The sequence below is a fragment of the Scytonema millei VB511283 genome (assembly GCF_000817735.3).
Taxonomy (GTDB): domain Bacteria; phylum Cyanobacteriota; class Cyanobacteriia; order Cyanobacteriales; family Chroococcidiopsidaceae; genus Chroococcidiopsis; species Chroococcidiopsis millei_B.
In genome coordinates, this window is the sequence record NZ_JTJC03000004.1 from 379,604 (window position 1) to 396,502 (window position 16,899).

The 16,899-nt window shown below is 43.3% G+C and carries 15 protein-coding genes; 9 read left to right on the top strand and 6 right to left on the bottom strand.

Translation table 11 applies throughout. The features are described from left to right. Positions 1–95: 95 nt before the first annotated feature. The gene (locus QH73_RS16710) at positions 96–1,724 is read right to left on the bottom strand and encodes a GAF domain-containing protein (protein WP_132867175.1); all 1,629 of its coding nucleotides are present in this window, start codon (positions 1,722–1,724) and stop codon (positions 96–98) included. A 136-nt stretch (positions 1,725–1,860) separates the two neighbouring features. On the opposite strand from QH73_RS16710, the gene QH73_RS16715 reads away from it, so the two are divergent. The 3 genes from QH73_RS16715 (at position 1,861) to QH73_RS16725 (ending at position 7,785) form a co-directional block, all read left to right on the top strand. Further along, positions 1,861–3,840, top strand: coding sequence for a PstS family phosphate ABC transporter substrate-binding protein (locus QH73_RS16715; RefSeq protein ID WP_052290217.1), 1,980 nt, complete (start codon positions 1,861–1,863; stop codon positions 3,838–3,840). Between the two features lie 578 nt (positions 3,841–4,418). Further along, on the top strand, positions 4,419–5,855 hold the full coding sequence (locus QH73_RS16720) for a tetratricopeptide repeat protein (RefSeq protein ID WP_052290216.1): 1,437 nt from the start codon (positions 4,419–4,421) through the stop codon (positions 5,853–5,855). A gap of 355 nt (positions 5,856–6,210) precedes the next feature. Further along, positions 6,211–7,785: a HEAT repeat domain-containing protein gene (locus QH73_RS16725; protein WP_039717055.1), complete on the top strand. Its 1,575-nt coding sequence runs from the start codon at positions 6,211–6,213 to the stop codon at positions 7,783–7,785. Between the two features lies 1 nt (position 7,786). Here QH73_RS16725 and QH73_RS28860 read toward each other — a convergent pair whose 3' ends face one another. Next, the gene (locus QH73_RS28860; protein ID WP_286194122.1) at positions 7,787–7,915 is read right to left on the bottom strand and encodes a hypothetical protein; all 129 of its coding nucleotides are present in this window, start codon (positions 7,913–7,915) and stop codon (positions 7,787–7,789) included. A 46-nt stretch (positions 7,916–7,961) separates the two neighbouring features. Between QH73_RS28860 and QH73_RS16730 the strand changes: the two genes are divergently transcribed. The 3 genes from QH73_RS16730 to QH73_RS16740 all read left to right on the top strand — a co-directional run bounded on the left by QH73_RS16730 (position 7,962) and on the right by QH73_RS16740 (position 9,583). After that, complete coding sequence (locus QH73_RS16730; RefSeq protein WP_039717054.1) at positions 7,962–8,531, top strand: hypothetical protein; 570 nt, start codon at positions 7,962–7,964, stop codon at positions 8,529–8,531. Beyond that, positions 8,531–8,917, top strand: coding sequence for a C6orf136 family protein (locus QH73_RS16735; RefSeq protein WP_039717053.1), 387 nt, complete (start codon positions 8,531–8,533; stop codon positions 8,915–8,917). The genes QH73_RS16730 and QH73_RS16735 overlap by 1 nt, the downstream gene beginning before the upstream one ends. Positions 8,918–8,998: 81 nt before the next feature. Next, positions 8,999–9,583: a Uma2 family endonuclease gene (locus tag QH73_RS16740; RefSeq protein WP_039717052.1), complete on the top strand. Its 585-nt coding sequence runs from the start codon at positions 8,999–9,001 to the stop codon at positions 9,581–9,583. A gap of 22 nt (positions 9,584–9,605) precedes the next feature. Here the strand turns inward: QH73_RS16740 and QH73_RS16745 are convergent, their stop codons facing one another. Further along, positions 9,606–9,815 carry a hypothetical protein gene (locus tag QH73_RS16745; protein WP_039717051.1) on the bottom strand — a complete coding sequence of 70 codons (210 nt, stop codon included), beginning with the start codon at positions 9,813–9,815 and terminating at the stop codon, positions 9,606–9,608. 45 nt (positions 9,816–9,860) lie between these two features. Beyond that, positions 9,861–11,609, bottom strand: coding sequence for a DUF3352 domain-containing protein (locus QH73_RS16750; RefSeq protein WP_039717050.1), 1,749 nt, complete (start codon positions 11,607–11,609; stop codon positions 9,861–9,863). Positions 11,610–11,746: 137 nt separating this feature from the next. Here QH73_RS16750 and QH73_RS16755 point away from each other — a divergent pair, with 137 nt between their 5' ends. Together QH73_RS16755 and hrcA are read left to right on the top strand one after the other, a co-directional pair. Then, positions 11,747–12,091, top strand: a complete 345-nt coding sequence (locus tag QH73_RS16755; RefSeq protein ID WP_039717049.1) for a rhodanese-like domain-containing protein — start codon at positions 11,747–11,749, stop codon at positions 12,089–12,091. Positions 12,092–12,599: 508 nt separating this feature from the next. After that, a complete protein-coding gene (hrcA, locus tag QH73_RS16760) occupies positions 12,600–13,688 on the top strand; it encodes a heat-inducible transcriptional repressor HrcA (RefSeq protein ID WP_039717048.1) in 1,089 nt (362 codons plus the stop codon). 15 nt (positions 13,689–13,703) lie between these two features. Here hrcA and QH73_RS16765 read toward each other — a convergent pair whose 3' ends face one another. Beyond that, positions 13,704–13,937, bottom strand: a complete 234-nt coding sequence (locus tag QH73_RS16765; protein ID WP_015155438.1) for a hypothetical protein — start codon at positions 13,935–13,937, stop codon at positions 13,704–13,706. A 148-nt stretch (positions 13,938–14,085) separates the two neighbouring features. Here QH73_RS16765 and QH73_RS16770 point away from each other — a divergent pair, with 148 nt between their 5' ends. Further along, positions 14,086–15,414 (top strand): bifunctional folylpolyglutamate synthase/dihydrofolate synthase, encoded by a 1,329-nt coding sequence (locus QH73_RS16770; protein ID WP_039717047.1) that lies wholly within the window; start codon positions 14,086–14,088, stop codon positions 15,412–15,414. Between the two features lie 34 nt (positions 15,415–15,448). On the opposite strand, the gene QH73_RS16775 is transcribed toward QH73_RS16770, so the two are convergent. Beyond that, positions 15,449–16,771, bottom strand: a complete 1,323-nt coding sequence (locus tag QH73_RS16775) for an ABC transporter substrate-binding protein (RefSeq protein ID WP_039717046.1) — start codon at positions 16,769–16,771, stop codon at positions 15,449–15,451. Positions 16,772–16,899: the final 128 nt, after the last annotated feature.

A 16,899-nucleotide genomic window follows, 5' to 3' on the forward strand; every position in this document is an offset into this window, starting at 1 on the left:
AGTTATCAGTGACTAGTGACTAGTGACTGGTGGCTAGAATTGCTCCCCCCTGCTCCCTGCTCCCTACTCCCTGCTCCCTTTCTACTGATAACTGCCTACTCTTCGTCTGTTGCCATTTCTTCCATCAGGCTGACTCGATCGATCGCAAATCCTAATTGCATCGCTAACTGAACAAATAAATCGATTTCTTCTTGTTGCCAATTTCTCGGTTCGGAACAGTGATGGGCAATTAACAATCCCAGTAACTCATTGTTTTTCAAGATTGGTGCTACCAAATTAGCTTTAACTGCAAACTGCTCTAATAATCGGCGATAGCAGTCTTCAACTCGTCCCTCTTGGTAAATATCATCAATGACTGTGACATGACCTTGCTGGTATATTTCGGCATACTTTTCTCTCATGCAAGGATCGTCAATTCTCACTCTTAAAGTTTGGGGCCAGCCTGGGGCAACAGACTCCGCCACGACAATGCCATCCCAATTACTAGAATCTAGACCGTAAACGACTACGCGATCGGTTTTGATCGCCCGTCTGACTTCTTTCACAGCAGTTTTCAGTAACTCTTCTAAAAATTGAGCTTGCTGAATTCGCAAAGTAATTTCTGTGAGTAAATCGGCACGTTCGGCATCAGCTTCCTGCTTTTCTAAAAATGCAACTTGTTCGGATGCTACTCCTACCTGTTTTGCCAAATGGGAGAATAACTCAACTTCATGAGGCAGCCAAACTCTAGGTTCAGAACATTGATTAACAATCAATAAACCAAATAATTGACCGTTTTTAGTAATCGGCGCTACCATTTGCGCTTTGATCGCAAACTGTTCCAACAATTTAATATGACAATCTGTCAGTTCTCCCCCATAAATATCGTGAGTCACGCAAATTCGACCATTGATATACTTTTCTACGCCCTCGTTCGACTCAGAAAAATACGTATCGGTAACTTTAATCTTTAAGCAGGAAGGTAAGCCAGGTAGAACAGATTCAGCGACAACACTACCACTCCAGTCAGGATTAAATTGATAGACGAAAACTCGATCGGCACTGAGGGCGCGACGTAGTTCCTTTGTCGCAGTTTTTAATAACTCGTTGAGATATTGTGCTTGTCGAAATTTGAGCGAAATTTCCGTCGCTATTTTAGCTGATTCAATCGTGGCAATTTGTTGATGGCTAACATCAACCTTTTCTAGTGCTGCACTATTGAGAATTGCTAGCGGAGAGTACGATTCATCCGGTTCTAATTTCGGCTTGTCATCTGCATCGACAACAGATTTTGCTGGACGCATGGCACGATTGGCAAAAAAAGCAGTCAACAAACCGATGAGTAGCAGCGATGCGACAACAGTTTCGATTAAAAGAGTCACTGGCAGCTGAGTGGGAGAATCAGCCAGGTCTGGATTGTCCACGCGGGCTTCAGCTTGGGCATTAAACTGCGGGACTACGCGATCGTCAGCTTGCGCAAGGGTTTTGTCAGTCAAAACTGGCAACATCCCAATGGCAATAATTAACGCTACGATCTTGGTTCTAAAATTGCTTTTTTGCCACCAAAGGCGATGTTTGGGAAGCGGAGTTGCTGGGTCTGGATTATTACGGCAAGATGGCGGATAATTGTTTCTAGAGCCATAAATTTTTATACTGCTAAACTTGTAAAATCGTATACTTTTAGAAATGGCGATACGGCTACTGGTGGAATACTGCTCGGCAAGATGGGAAGGAAATTGACTCATTGTGCGCTCGCTTGGCTAATACTCTGAAGACTGCTGCCGAAAAAAACTTTTACATCTAGCATCTTGAGGTCATTTTTAAATTTTTGCAATACTTTTCAACATAGGTAGCCCCATTTAGCTTTTTGATTTTAAACTTATGTACTTACTCCTCGGTCAACTTGTTTATACCAGCTTTGCTGGCAAAGGATTCAAAACTGTTTGCAGTCCGCAGGTTTCGCCAGAAATTCAGCAAGCTTTCTTGCAACATGTAGTTTCCCAACATTGGGATTCTTACAATCCTCCAGAACCCAAATATCGTGCGGCTTACATATATCAAATCGACTTAGAGCAAACTTTGTTTGGCTGGTTATACAACGATGGTGTGGACGAGCTAGGACGCGGCAACGTACCATATTTTATTTGTTATTACATTTCAGAACCACTATTTGATTTTCAACTAGCAAATATATTTACTTGTTTGGAGAGAGGTCCAGTAGCAATCTTAGATCGACATCAGCCTCGTGCATATGTAAAAACTAAGGTTTTATCGAATTTGTGGGACTACCAACCTGCAAAAGCAGGGGTATCAACTCCTCTGTACCTGCGACAGCAAAGCTATACAGACTTGCGCCAAGGAAATTTGTTAGAGCTATTTGTGCCGATTGACGCACAGGAAAGTGCCGTTGATTTCCCAGCAAGAACTTACGAGCAGCAAATGGCGAATCTTTCTATTTATAGCAGTTATGCAATTGATGGCTTAGAACTCGAACCGGGACAAGTTCTCACAGCAGATGCTGCGACTATTGCAGTCGATCCGATCGCCTCTGAGAGTCAGTCAAAACCCAAGTTACCGTTGTATCAATTCTACAAACAGACATTAGGAAAAGATCGAGAGTTAGAAAGTTTGATTCAAAAGGGTTCGACAAATTTATTATCCAAATACAAAAAAAATTCGACTGCCAGCCGCGATCGCCACCCTGCCTCGGCAAATACTAACTCCGGTCGCTTGGCATTAGCAGGAAATAACTTTTCCCAAATCGATTTTCAGCCGTTGCCATTAGGACAAACAGTTGATGGTAACGCCGAACGCCTGACTTGGTGTTATAAAAACTCTCAACTTTGGCTCAAGGTTGGCATTTTAGCAAGTGCCGTAGCGCTGGGGTTTTCGCTATACGGTCTGATCCATTCGGGGATGTCTAATACCGATTCGCGAGTCTACGTAGCATCGCAAGTCAAGCGCAATCGAAACTACAAAGCCCTGGCAGCAGTTCCTAACGTCCCTTCAGGCATGTTTCGTTATGGTGGCTCTACTACTTTTGCGCCACTGCGATCGCCCGCAACTGTCGCGACGATCGCCCAAGCTCAACCGCAATTCGATCTACTTTATACCGATCCTTATAAAAATAGACATGGCTCTACCGTAGGCATCCAAATGCTGCTAGCAGGTAAACTCAGCTTCGCACAATCTTCTCGCCCGATTCGAGCAGCAGAATTAAGACAAGCCCAACGACTCGGTTTTACTTTAGAACAAATTCCCGTGGCGATTGATGGCATTGCTCTATATGTCAATCCTCAAGTTGCCGTAACTGGGTTAACTCTGTCCCAAGTTAAAGATATTTTCACTGGGAAGATCGTTAACTGGAAACAACTCGGTGGTTCGGATTTACCGATCGTACCCATTAGCCGCGATCCTCAAGTCAGCGGTACTGCTGATTTTCTGCAAGAAAAAGTTCTGGCAGAAGAAAACTTTGGCTCCAACGTGCGATTAGTTAACACGACAACCGATGCCATCCGTGCTGTCGCCAAAACTCCAGGCGGAATCAGCTACGCTACTGCCTCAGAAGCAGTTCGCCAGCAGAGCATAGATCCTATTTCTTTAGCAACCATCTCTCCCTTGCCACTGGCTGCTAGTAACGGTGGCTTTGTTTCTCCTTTCGATCTGCAACGCAAAAATGTCGCTAATACTACAGCTTTTGCTAACGGTACTTATCCCTTAACTCGTCGCCTTTACATCATCGTCAAGCGAGATGGCAGCGTTGACGAACGCGCTGGGATTGCCTACACAAATTTATTATTTTCTGAAGAAGGACAGCAACTCGTGGAGCAAGCCGGTTTTGCCCCCTTGCGCCTACGCTGAGATTTTACCTTCTAAATACTCGCAAAAGTGAAAAAAATTTATTTTTTTACGTCTGGAGATTTCTTTTATCAGATAAACTTTTTTTATCTAAATATATTGGCTTTTACGAATTGTCTAGTCTGCCTCTAATGCTCGATGAAGACTCTAAGTTTTTTCTTTAAAACAGTGGACTGGCTGATGACTTGCTACTATGCTCGAAAGAGAGGATTTGTCAGCCTAATAACCGCCAACAACTGTTTGATTCAAATGCAAGACATTATAGAGACACACGGCTGTGAACTTCACGGAGTTGCACCACGCCTCATTCAACTAGAACGCGCTATATGCAATCCCTTTAGAGTCTAAATGTGCGTTTTTAGGAGCAGCATCAGAATTGCAGGTAGATTGACCGCAATTATATTTATTCTACTGTCGCAGCAAAATCAAGTGTAATCCTTGGAGTTATTTGCTAGCAATGCAGTGAATAGTGATGTATGGTATTTAACTTTCAGGAATAATAACTTAGTGGTATGCTGCTGCTAATCAATCGCACGTAACAATTAAGCTAATGTTACAAAAACCCTAGAGCCAAAAAAACTATGTCAGTGAAACTTCGCAAGCAGCATCTAACCGTGTCACCTCAAAACTTACCAAAAAATAGAACATTTAATCTTTTAAGCATCGGGCAAAGAGGCGTAGGAAAAACGGTTTTCCTCGTCGGTAGCTATACGGAGCTACAGACTGAAAGTTCCAAAAAGCAACCGCACAAATTATGGTTTGAATGCCAAGACAACCAGGTAAAGGAAAACGTAGATAAAATTCTTAAATATATAGATCAGACGGATCAGTATCCACCACCGACGATGAAAGTCGTCAACTTCAGCTTTAACCTAAAACGACAAAGCTTGTGGGGCGAAAAAACAGTATGCCATTTCCGCTGGAATGATATCCCTGGAGAAATCTGCGACGTTCACAACTCTGATTTTCGCGAACTCGTGTTTAACTCGCACGGCTGCTGCGTATTTATTGATGCCTACGCTCTCAGGCACAGCGATGCTTACATTCAAGTATTGGAAAATATCTTTGAGCAAGTTATGGCATTGACGAGCTTGGTTTATCTCAATGGATTAAATTATCCATTAGCTATAGTGCTAACTAAGTACGATCTATTAGAATCTAATGCAGCAACTCAAAAAGTCATAAAAAATAAATTAGAACCTTTGATTGCTCATCTCAATACCGTCAAAGCGCGCTACGAGATTTTTCATTCCTCCATACCTCTAGTCCGAGAAAACAACATCGTCACTCTCAAACCCAAAGGAACAGCCATCGCTTTTCTTTGGTTAGTATGGGAGCTAAACAAAATACATAGCTCCAGTGCAGATAGTCAGCTTTTGGGATTAATTCATCGCCTTATCCCTGGCGATGCCAACGCTCGCTCGAAGAACCCTAACGGAGTGATGCAATCTTTATTCGATTCTAACCGCAAAGCGAGTACTCAAAGCGATCGCCACTCCTCCCTCAAGGAGAAAATGGGGTCGAAACTCGGGTGGTTCCTTGGCATTGGTTTAGTTGGAATAGCTGTATTGTCTCTACTCGGTTACCAACGGTCTACTTCACAGATTCGCACGGGTGAAGCATTGTACGATGTTGAAGCTTTACAACAAGCTGGACAAATAGATAAAGCGATCGCTTCGTTGGAACAACTAGTACAAAACAATCCCGATAATATAGATTTGCGTTTGCGCTTAGCAGAGCAATACGAGCTAACAGGTAATGCTGCTGGTGCAGAAAAAACTTACGACCAAATTTTGGCAAGACAAAACAATAACCTTAAAGCTTTAGTACGCAAAGCTGTGCTGCGTCAAATTCATAAAGATAGTCAAGGTGCGGCTCAGTTATTTGAGCAAGCAGAAGCAGCGGCTCCAGATGCTCTGAAACCACAAATTCGCACCTTAGCTAAAAAAACCTTAAATTCTTCTCAAGAAAATCAGAAGTTGAAAGGAGCGAAAACCACAGAACCCAAGAGCGATTGATAGGTTTTATCCTCCAGATAATTGCGGCTAGCCCTCAAATCTTCTCTGTCCGTATAGGGGAAAGTGTAGCATTTGTAGCTGCTCGAAATTTGCAGTTCGATTGGCAACTTATCTCTAGCCTCTTTTTGATGAGTGTTGCGTTCAGAGAAGTTCTTCCATTAAAAAAGTCTTTACTAGAAGTGAATTGGCTGTATAATAATTTACAACGCTATCAAGATCGTTTGGATAATATGCATCTGTCAGATAAAAAACGTTACAGTCTTGATGCACGCACTACTAGTAAAAGCTAGCTCAACAACCAACAGCCAATCGGCAATTTATAGGTTGAGTGCTAGCAGATTTACCGAAATAATGTATGAAGAAAAGCCGCAAGTTGCAATTAATAATTCTGTGGTTACCTATATCTAGTTTTTGCTTCTGTTTCAATCTCCTTTCAATCGATATAGTAAGAGCAGAAGCATGTTCCGATCGCGAAATTAATTCTTATATAACAAAACTAGGCAACACTAACGAATGGATATTTACTGTAGCAGCACTGAAAAAGTGTGGCGATCGCGCAGTCAAAGCATTGAGTCAAGAATTACAGCAAAAGGACGAAAGCATTAGAATTAATGCGGTTGCCGCTTTGGGAAGTCTGGGAGCAGCGGCGCACTCGGCAATTCCGGCTTTGAGCGTTACAGCTTTAGCAGATAAAAGTCCCGTAGTACGTTCTAGTGCAGCATACGCGCTTGGTAGTATGGGAGTAGCAGCAGAAAGTGCCGTCCCCGCGCTCACAGTCGCACTACAAGATGAAGATAGATCGGTGCGAGCGATGGTTGTATCTGCAATTGGTAGCATGGGGGCAGCAGCAGAAAGTGCCGTTCCCGCACTGAGCCAGACGCTCAGCGATCCCGATCGCACCGTGCGATCGAACGCTATCTATGCTTGGGCTAAAATTGCGACTGGCTGGCAGCAAAAAGCCGCAACGCTTTCCCATCTCCAATTAGAACGAGACATTCGCGAATTGGAAACGGCGCTGAAAATTATTGAAACCAGTCAAGAGTTATTTCCAGAAGCAGAGGTAGCGCTCTTACGTCAGTCATTGCAAATACTCAAATCGCAGCGATACCCCAATTGGAGCGAGAACGTACTGAAATTGCTCTCGCAGTATCGATGGCTACCAATTGGGATAGTATATATCGCTACGCTGACATCATTTTGGTCGCTACTCCTCTGGCAGCGTCCGCTGTGGATTTTAGGTATTAACAATGCATTACAACGATACTCTAGCATTGCTTTACCTGGTTTTTCCGGCCGAATAAAATTGCCAATTAACTGGTTAGTTTTAGTTAGTTTTTTCCACTATCATCCCAGGGTGCTGAATGCTTGGTTTGCTACCCAAACGCTCGATCCTCAGACGCAGCAGCAGGCACTCGCTCAATCTAATGCTGCAAGCAAACCTACCGATCTGCCGTTGTTAGAAGCAGACAGCGTGCAAAAATATGCCAAAGCAATCGCCTGGGAATGTATCAAGCAGACATTTCAACCAGCCGCAGTCAAACGCGAACAATTACTCAGTGAGATTGGAGCGATCGCGGGATACGATACCGCTAAAATTTACTTAGAACATTTAGAACAAAATCTCGGTTTGCTGCAAGCGATCGGTAAGGCACAAGATAAAGTGCGCTTTACTCACGATCTGTTAGCAGAATATCTAGCTAGCCAATATCTCGTAGAATTATGTTGCGACAATGAAAACAACTGGCGCAAGTTCTTGGCACGAGTAGACACCGTTCCCGATTGCGTGGCGATGAAGAGATTTTTATTATCTGTACGAGACTGCTGCATGGCTTTACAAGCAACAGTAAAAGTGCCTAGCTTTGTCACTGAAGAACTGAGTCAACGTGCTGGTATCGCTCAAAAATCACCCTCACAGATCCAGGCTGTATAGGCTAGTGGAAATTGGTAACGGGTAGTTGGTGAAAGGCAAGTCGTAAGTCGTAAGTCGTAAGCCATTTTTCTCCCTCAGCTCCCGATCGCTCCGCGACTCTATCTTCCCCCTGCTCCCTGCTCCCTGACAACTGATTCGCTAAACTACTCGTATAAGAACGATAGTATTAGCAATACATGACACCAGAAGAAATTGCCAACACCCTAACAGATTTATTTCATTCTGCACCCGTACAAGCGATCGCTCCTGGTTCCTGGCAAATCGAAACACCGGAATTTCGCCTATTAGTTCTGCTATCAGACGATCGCTCTTGGCTGCGAGTATTATTACCAATTGTATCGGCGCAGGCAGCTCAACCATTTATGGAACAGTTGCTTGAAGCTAACTTTGACGACACTCAGGAAGTACGCTACGCCTTACATCAAGGAGTCGTGTGGGGAGTCTTTCAGCACAATCGTGCAAGCTTGAGTACGACAGATTTTACCGAAGCGATCGCGCGCTTAATTTCCTTAAATCAAGCGGGGTTAACAAATGCATTTAGCCAATTGGTAGAAACGAAACTACGGCAAATCGTTACAGCGCAAAAGCAGCAAGGACAATCTCTAGAAGCTACCCTGCAAAATCTCAGCAGAATGTACGATGAGGGATTGCTAGGCGACTTACAACAAGGAGCAGAGTCGCGGGAGCAAGTCATGGCAGCATGGAAATATCAGTTAGAAAGGTTGTGGTTAGAAGTAGAACCATAATGGATATTATTCAAATCCTCCGGCAAGACTACCAAAGATTTCCCGACAACCAGACATACAGCATCTATGCTTCAGATGTCTTTTTCCAAGATCCCCTCAACCGTTTTCGTGGTGTCGAGCGATACAAACAGATGATTAATTTCATCAACACCTGGTTTATTGCTGTCAAGATGGATTTACATGATATTCGCCAGGAAGGGGACACCATTAAGACAGAGTGGACGTTGAGTTGGAATACTCCCCTCCCCTGGAAACCCCGCATTGCTATTCCTGGCTGGAGTGAGTTACACCTCAATCCCCAAGGATTAATTGATTCCCACATCGATTACTGGAACTGTTCGCGATTAGATGTGGTAAAACAGCATTTTGGGAGTGGAAAGGGGTGATGAAGTGGTCATGAGTGAGTGGTAATTGGTAACTGTCAACTGATAACTGTCAACTGATAACCGATCGGCGGAGTAAACCTGATGATTGCTAGTCCACAATTACAATGGATGTCGCCGCAAGAGTATTTAGAATGGGAACCTATGCAACAACTGCGCCACGAGTATATCGACGGCGAAGTTTTTGTCATGACTGAGGGAACAAAACCTCATAATCGCATTGCTTTAAACTTAGTCACAGCTTTAGATAGTCATCTGGTTCAAAGTGGTTGTGAAGTGTACATTTCAGATGTGAAAGTACAAGTTGTGACTGCTAATAGTTATTGTTATCCAGATGTTGTTGTTACCTGCGATCCAAGAGATCGGGAATCTAATTCAATCGTTCAACATCCTTGCCTAATTGTTGAAGTGCTTTCCCCTTCTACAGAAGCATACGATCGCGGTGGGAAATTTGCTCGATATCGTCAGTTAGAAACTTTGCAAGAATACGTTTTAATTGACTCCGAACAAATTGGTGTAGATTGTTTTCGTCGCAACGAACAAGGTTTGTGGGTACTGTATCCTTATACGACAGAAGATACGATAACTTTGGTAAGTGTGGGGTTATCTTTACCCGTTACTGCACTCTATCGTCAAGTTAAATTCGATCCTAAAGCAGCAGAGAGTTAAATCGCGATCGCATTTTGCACCTTCATCTTTTCCGACAGATATATTCAGCCATAGTTGGTGAAAGATAGTTTGATTCAAATTCAAATCCAACTCGATCCAGCATTCCTTCTATAATCCAAGCAAAAGTGCTGTATTCTTCCCGAACGTGCGTTTCAAAATCATCTGCGGGATCTTCAAAATCAACGCCAACTTGCTGTAAGTCATTGTAGTGCCAAGTAGGAAGTTTCTGCATAGTTCTTTTGCCTCAGTAATTCCTTGCTACAAACAAGATAAGACATTAATTCGAGCCTATGTGGAAAACAAGACTACCCTGAAGCACATCTGTGCGATCGCCATAACTACTTACAGTAATCGATTGCGCTTTGTCAAAAAATGGTTTTGCTGCCACTTCTAATAGTTTAACTAAAGGTAATTGACGCTCTAAAATTGCTCGACTTCTAGGTAAATCCAAATATAGATAACCTTGATTTGGCTGAGGAATGGCTTTAATGACAGCTTGGAACTGAGAATTCTTCAGTAAAGAACTAGTTTTTGCCGCTTTTAAAGCTGCATCCATTGCTGCAACTGAAGACGTGAAAATTTCGTATTTATCTATGGTAGTATAAACACCTTCGACTTTAGCTTTAAGAGTAAGTAACGAGCGATCGCCTAGTTCGGATGGACTAGATGGAACTGTATTTACCTGCGTCCAAGCATAGATTTTTTGCTCTTCAGAAAATAGAGGTGTAATACTTAAACCTCTATTTTCAGCGATTGTATTGAAGCGTTCGATCGCTAAATCTGTCCCTTCAGACTTCTCAGCCACGAAAATCCAATCAGCACTCGTACTAACATCTGTTTGGGGTAGCATTCCTAAAGCATATTCCCCTTGCACCCAGCTAAAAATATCTTGCGAAATATCTATACCCCAACTATCTTGTAATTTAGCTAAAGGTTGAGTTACTAAGCGCGAAATTGCATCATTACTAGAACCAGATAGGACAGTTGTAACTTGTCTCCATAACTGATTTAAATTAGTATTTTGTAAATGGCTCAAATCTAAACCCGCGATCGCTAATCCCGTTGTTTTAGGTAAATATTGTAATGCTTGCACGGGTTCAGATAGCATCTTGCCAGCAGGAGCGAGTTCTGTCTGAGTAGCAGCAGCGATTGAGGTTTCTGCAACAATTCCTTGCGGATTTAATTTTAAGGCGATAATTTGACTGTCATAAATTTGCTCTTGCGGTTCTTTCCCCAACCAAGTTGTCACTTGAGGTAAATTGAGAAAGATCGTGCCAATTCGCTTGGCTGGTAATAAACTTAATGCGTGCTGATATTGAGCAGAATCATTCAAACTCAGATCGGGTGCTTGGACGTTATTAATTGCCTCTCGCAATACTTTAGGATGATTGGCAAATAAAATAAAGCGATCGCCCACTGCTGCGCCGACAAGAGAGATTCGTTCTTGTAGGGGCGCACGGCTGTGCGCCCCTACATTTACCCGATCGCGATCGGAGAAAATATTAACGCCTTGATAAGTTTCTGAAACTAAATCTCTACCCGCGATCGCCCGTTGGGAAAATAATAATTGTAAAAATTCTCTACTTTTAGCCGGATTTCTGCTAGTTAATACCATTAAATATCCTGGCTGATTGCCATTTGCCACATCGCGATCGATATCTGGACTCGTCACAGCCAAAGTAACTTCTTCCCCCAGCCAAGGTTGAATATCTTGGCGATAGTCGAGACTACTACTAGCTAGTAAACTAGATTTAAAGCATTCTAGTTCCTGACGCGACTGCCTGCGATCGCTCGGACGTGCGACTAATTGCCGCAACGACTCTAGTTTTTCTGGATTGACTAGCAAAGATACCATTGCAGGTGCTTGCTTAGGCACAAATATCGCTGCTGCTGGTATATTTGTCGTACCACCTCGTAGTAAGCTGAGAGGACTTTGGGCATTAATCCAATAAAAACAGCCAATTCCGATCGATAGCAGTACTACCACACCAGCTGCGATGGCAGAAAAAAATAAGCTTCGCTTCATGGTTTGTCATTCGTCATTGGTCATTGGTCATTTGTAAGTCAGTGTGATAAATGACAACTTTGTACAGACGTTACATGTAACGTCTCTACACTGACAACTGTTAACTGTTAACTGATAACTGTCCCCAGCCCCTCATTATGAATCCTTTTAACCAAATTAGTGTAGAAGAACTGGCTCAGATGTTAAGTTCTGATGCTAGAGAGCAATTGCAATTGATCGACGTGCGCGAACCGGATGAAGTCGCGATCGCTCATATTGATGGGTTTGAAGTTCTACCCTTGAGTCAATTTGCAAATTGGGCTGATTCTATCCCCACACGCTTCGATCCTCAAGCAGAAACCATAGTTATGTGCCATCACGGTATTCGTTCGGCTCAGATGTGCCAGTGGTTGAGTCGTCAAGGTTTTACAAATCTTAGAAATTTAGCAGGGGGAATTGATGCTTACTCCGCTGCGATCGATCCATCTGTTCCTAGATACTAGGTATCAGTTATCAGTTATCAGTTATCAGTTAACCAACAATCGCCTTCACGCAGCGTAGCGTTTACTGTCAACCGTCAACCCTTCACTACTCACTGTTCCCCGTTCCCCATCCCCATCGGTGTTTAGTAATAATTGCTACCAAATGATTTTCAATTTTAAGGAAAAGTACAGTCTATATTAGATTTAGGGTTGCTAAAGCTACATAGAGTATTGCTCCCCGGTTGAATTTATTTAGATAGAGGCTTTAACTCTGCCGAATGCAGGCTATAACATTTAAAATGTTATGCATGTATTGACAGTTGATAAATTTTATGCACTAAAAGGATATCTTTTTTGAGAAATAGCTAAAACCGTAGGAGAGTTCAGGCACAATCGAAATATAACTTTGTATTTTATTTAAAACGGTCTATCTTTTTTGCTATCTTGAATAACTAAAAATTAAAAAAATCTACAGATTACATTTACATTTTTTAACCTCGCTTCTCATCTCACTAGTCTCGTTTTACCTATGCAAGTGCAGCTAAACGATCGCCAACAGCATATACTTTGGGCAACAGTACGACACTACATCGCCACTGCCGAACCAGTGGGTTCAAAAGCTTTATTGGAAGAATATAACCTCGGCGTGAGTTCTGCAACCATTCGTAACGCGATGGGAATGCTAGAAAAAGCTGGTTTACTTTACCAACCCCACACCTCGGCGGGAAGAATTCCCTCTGACTCCGGCTATCGAATTTACGTCGATCGCCTCATGACTCCTTCAGATGTTTGGGGACGGCAGGTAGAACAGCTACTTCAAGAGCAATTAAAGTGGGAAGATTGGAGCCTGGAAGCTTTATTAAGAGGCGCAGCGCAGATTTTAGCCAAGGTAAGTGGTTGCATTACTTTAATTACCATGCCTAGCGCTAACATGGCACGGTTACGCCACATTCAACTGATTCAAATTGAGTCAGGGCGGATAATGTTGATTGTGGTGACAGATACTTATGAAACCCAGTCAGTATTGTTAGATTTGCCGATTTCAGAAGCGGATACACTCTTAGAATCAGATCCAGAAGTTATAGAAAGAGAGCTACAAATACTCTCCAACTTCCTAAATAGCCAACTGCGCGGGCGATCGCTGTGTGAATTAGCGTCACTTGACTGGAATCAATTAGACTGCGAATTTCAACAATATGGCGATCGCTTAAAAACTGTATTTGCAGATATTTGTCGGCGGACTCAACCGCTTCCAGCTAGTACTCAAATTGCAATTCGAGGCGTATCTGAAGTTTTGCGTCAGCCAGAGTTTGCCGAGTTACAGCAAGTCCAGACGATTCTACATCTATTAGAAGAAGAACAGCAACAGCTGCTACCTTTTATTTTTGAAGAACCAGAATTAGATTCTAACTCCAGGCGGCGAGTTACAATTCGCATCGGCTCGGAAAATACACTCGAACCTATTCGTGGTTGTACCCTAATTTCATCCACCTATCGACGCGGTACAGTTCCCGTTGGCAGCGTGGGAGTCTTAGGACCAACCCGTTTAGATTACGAAACTGCGATCGCCATAGTCGAAGCTGCTGCTGATTATCTATCTGATGCATTAAGCAACTAGCAAAGAATGACTATTCTACATCTTGCCTTTTTGCATCACTTCTTGTAGATGTTGGCGGATTTCTTGCGCTTGCTGTTTATCTTGTTCGCGTAATTTTTGGAACAACTCTACACAAGGTTGAGAATCCATTGACTGAGCGTCATTGATGTATGTTTCATATGCTTTGACAGCTTCAGCCTTATGGTGCAACGCTGTGAGCAAATCGTATTCTAAATTGCTCATTGCTCTTTCACTTCCAGTAGCAGTCATAGATTTACCCTCCAAATTCAAACTCGTAACTAATAACCACCTTACTTACCCAAATGAGAACTTCATCTGTCAAAAAGTGGATGCATGAGGAGTGAGGAGTGAGGGGGACAAGGGAGAATAACGACAAATGACTAATGACCAATGACCAATGACTAATAAAGACATTGACTCTATCCTGAAACCATATCAGCGCTTTGGCGTACATCTCGGTTTAGAACGAATTCGACGACTGCTAGCCAATCTGGGTAATCCTCAGCAGCAAGTTCCAGTCATTCACGTAGCAGGGACGAACGGTAAAGGATCTGTCTGCGCTTACCTGTCTGCCGTACTCAAAGAAGCAGGCTATCGAGTCGGACGCTATACTTCGCCTCATTTAGTAGATTGGACGGAACGCATTTGCTTAGACGAACAACCGATCGCACCAAAAACGCTACAGCAAATATTGCTACAAGTCCAGCAGGCAATTTCGCCAGACGAGGAAACCCCAACTCAATTTGCCCCAACTCAATTTGAAATTATTACTGCTGCGGCTTGGTTGTACTTTGCCCAAGTTCAGGTAGATATTGCAGTCATAGAAGTTGGTTTAGGAGGAAGATTAGATGCTACCAACGTTTGCGATCGCCCTTTAGTTACAGTTATTACCTCCATCAGCCGCGAACACTGGCAACAGCTAGGACCAACCGTAGCAGATATTGCCCGAGAAAAAGCAGGAATTCTCAAACCCAACTGTCCCGCAGTTATCGGACAATTACCCCCAGAAGCAGAAACCGTCGTGCGATCGCGTCTCGTAGAACTTGGATGTCCCGCTATCTTTCCCCTCCCCTCACGCCAGACTGAGCCTGGATGGGCAGAGTTTAGGAGTGAGGAGCGAGGAGTGAGGAGCGAGGGAGAAAAAAATCAACTACCAACTACCAACTACCAACTACCAACTACCAACCTCAAATACCCCTTACCTCTACTCGGAGACATCCAGCTGATGAATTCCGCCTTGGCAATTGCCGCTTTACAAATATTGCAGCAACAGGGATGGAAAATTTCGGATGAGGCGATCGCAAATGGGATGGGAAAAGCAAAATGGTTGGGGCGGTTGCAATGGACGACTTGGCAAAATCGTCAACTCCTGATTGATGGGGCGCACAATCCAGCGGCGGCGCAAGCTTTACGTCAATATGTCGATACGCTAGAACAACCTGTTTGTTGGGTGATGGGGATGCTATCTACTAAAGACCATGCAGATATTTTTCGTGCCTTATTGCGCCCCAAGGATGAGTTACATCTCGTTCCCGTTCCAGACCATAGTACTGCCGATCCTGAAATACTAGCAAAGCTAGCCCGTGAAGTTTGTCCCCAACTAGCTACTTGTTACACTTATCCAGATCTGTTCGCTGGATTAGAAGCGGCGACAAAATCATCAAATTTAATGATTCTATGCGGTTCGTTATATTTGGTCGGTTATTTTCTACAAACCGCAAGGTAGGGGCGCACAGCTGTGCGCCTCTACATAAGAACCGTTATTTCCCAGCCTTAGCATCCCACTCTTTCGCAGCATCCGCGATCGCCACATCGACTGTTTTTTCTCCCAGCATGGCGGCTTGGAGGTTTTCGTAAATGGCGCGTTTGAGGACGTTGATATTTTCCATTGCGGGAATTAGCACTTCTGCTTGTTTTAACTGGCTAGCACTCACCACCCGCGCCCGATCCATTTCAGATTTATCGCCTGTAGGCACGGATTTGAAATAGCTATCAGCTAAGGCGGGAATTGTTGAAGGAAGGACGTTGGCGGCTTTGGCAAAGGCGAGTTGATTATCGCTGTTGGTCACAAATAAAGCAAATTTTATCGCTGCGTCGGGGCGATCGCTATCTTTGGGAATCACGAGATTCATGACGGCGACATTCTTTTTACCTGTGGTTCCGGTAATTTCTGGTGCAACAGCAGAAACTTTCGCGATTTCTGGGGCGTTAGTCGAAATTGTTTTGAGAAATTCTGCTCCCGTCCCCAATAAAGCTGTTTCTCCTGCTTGATACATCTCAATGCCGTGGCGATGTCCTTGAGTTAAGGATTCTTGGGGTAAGAGTTCCTGTTTATACAAATCTACCCAGTACTGAAAAGCAGCTTTGCCTGCGGCTGTATTAAATGCTGCTTTACCTTTGTCATCTACCAACGTTACCCCCATTTGAACGAAAGATTGCAGCACTTCCGATGAGTCTTCTGGGACAAACGTGGCAAAAAAGGCATACTTACCAGTTTTTTCTTTAACTTGCTTAGCAACCTGCGCCAATTCTGCATAAGTTGCTGGCGGCTTGGCGACACCTGCTTGTTTGAGTAAATCGCTGTTACAAATCGTCACTCGCGTGGTGAGATACCAGGGAATGCCGAAACTTTTGCCGTCGAGCGTACTTGCTTGCCAAATGTTAGGTAAATAAGTGGAACGTACTTCGGGTGAAATTTTATTATCCAATGTCAACCAAGCGTTGCGACCAGCTAACACGGAGGCAAAATCTGGATTTAAGTTAACGACATCTGGAGCTGTTTTCGCTGCAACTGAAGTTAAGATTTTGCTTTCCATTGCCGACCAAGGTACGTCTACCCAGTTGACTTTCATCCCAGGATTTTCTTTTTCAAAAGTTTGAATCTTCTGGTTGAAAAAATCGGTGAATTCCGGTTGCAACTGCATCGTCCAAAACTCAATTTCTTGGCTGTTAGAGTTAGATTGAGATGTTTGAGTAGCGACGTTCCCACTACCGCAACTGACTACCCAACTCAAAACAAAACCTAATAAGGTAAGAATTATTAACTTCGATGGTTGTAACCTATTTACAAGTCTTTTGGTCATTGACATTTTTAAGATCGTATGTATTCATTGAACAAGCTTGGTGATTCTAGGTTAAATTGAGTAGCTGTAATGAGTATCAAGTCTTTCAGCTAGACTAATTCTTTACTTCATAGACAAGTAGTAAAACA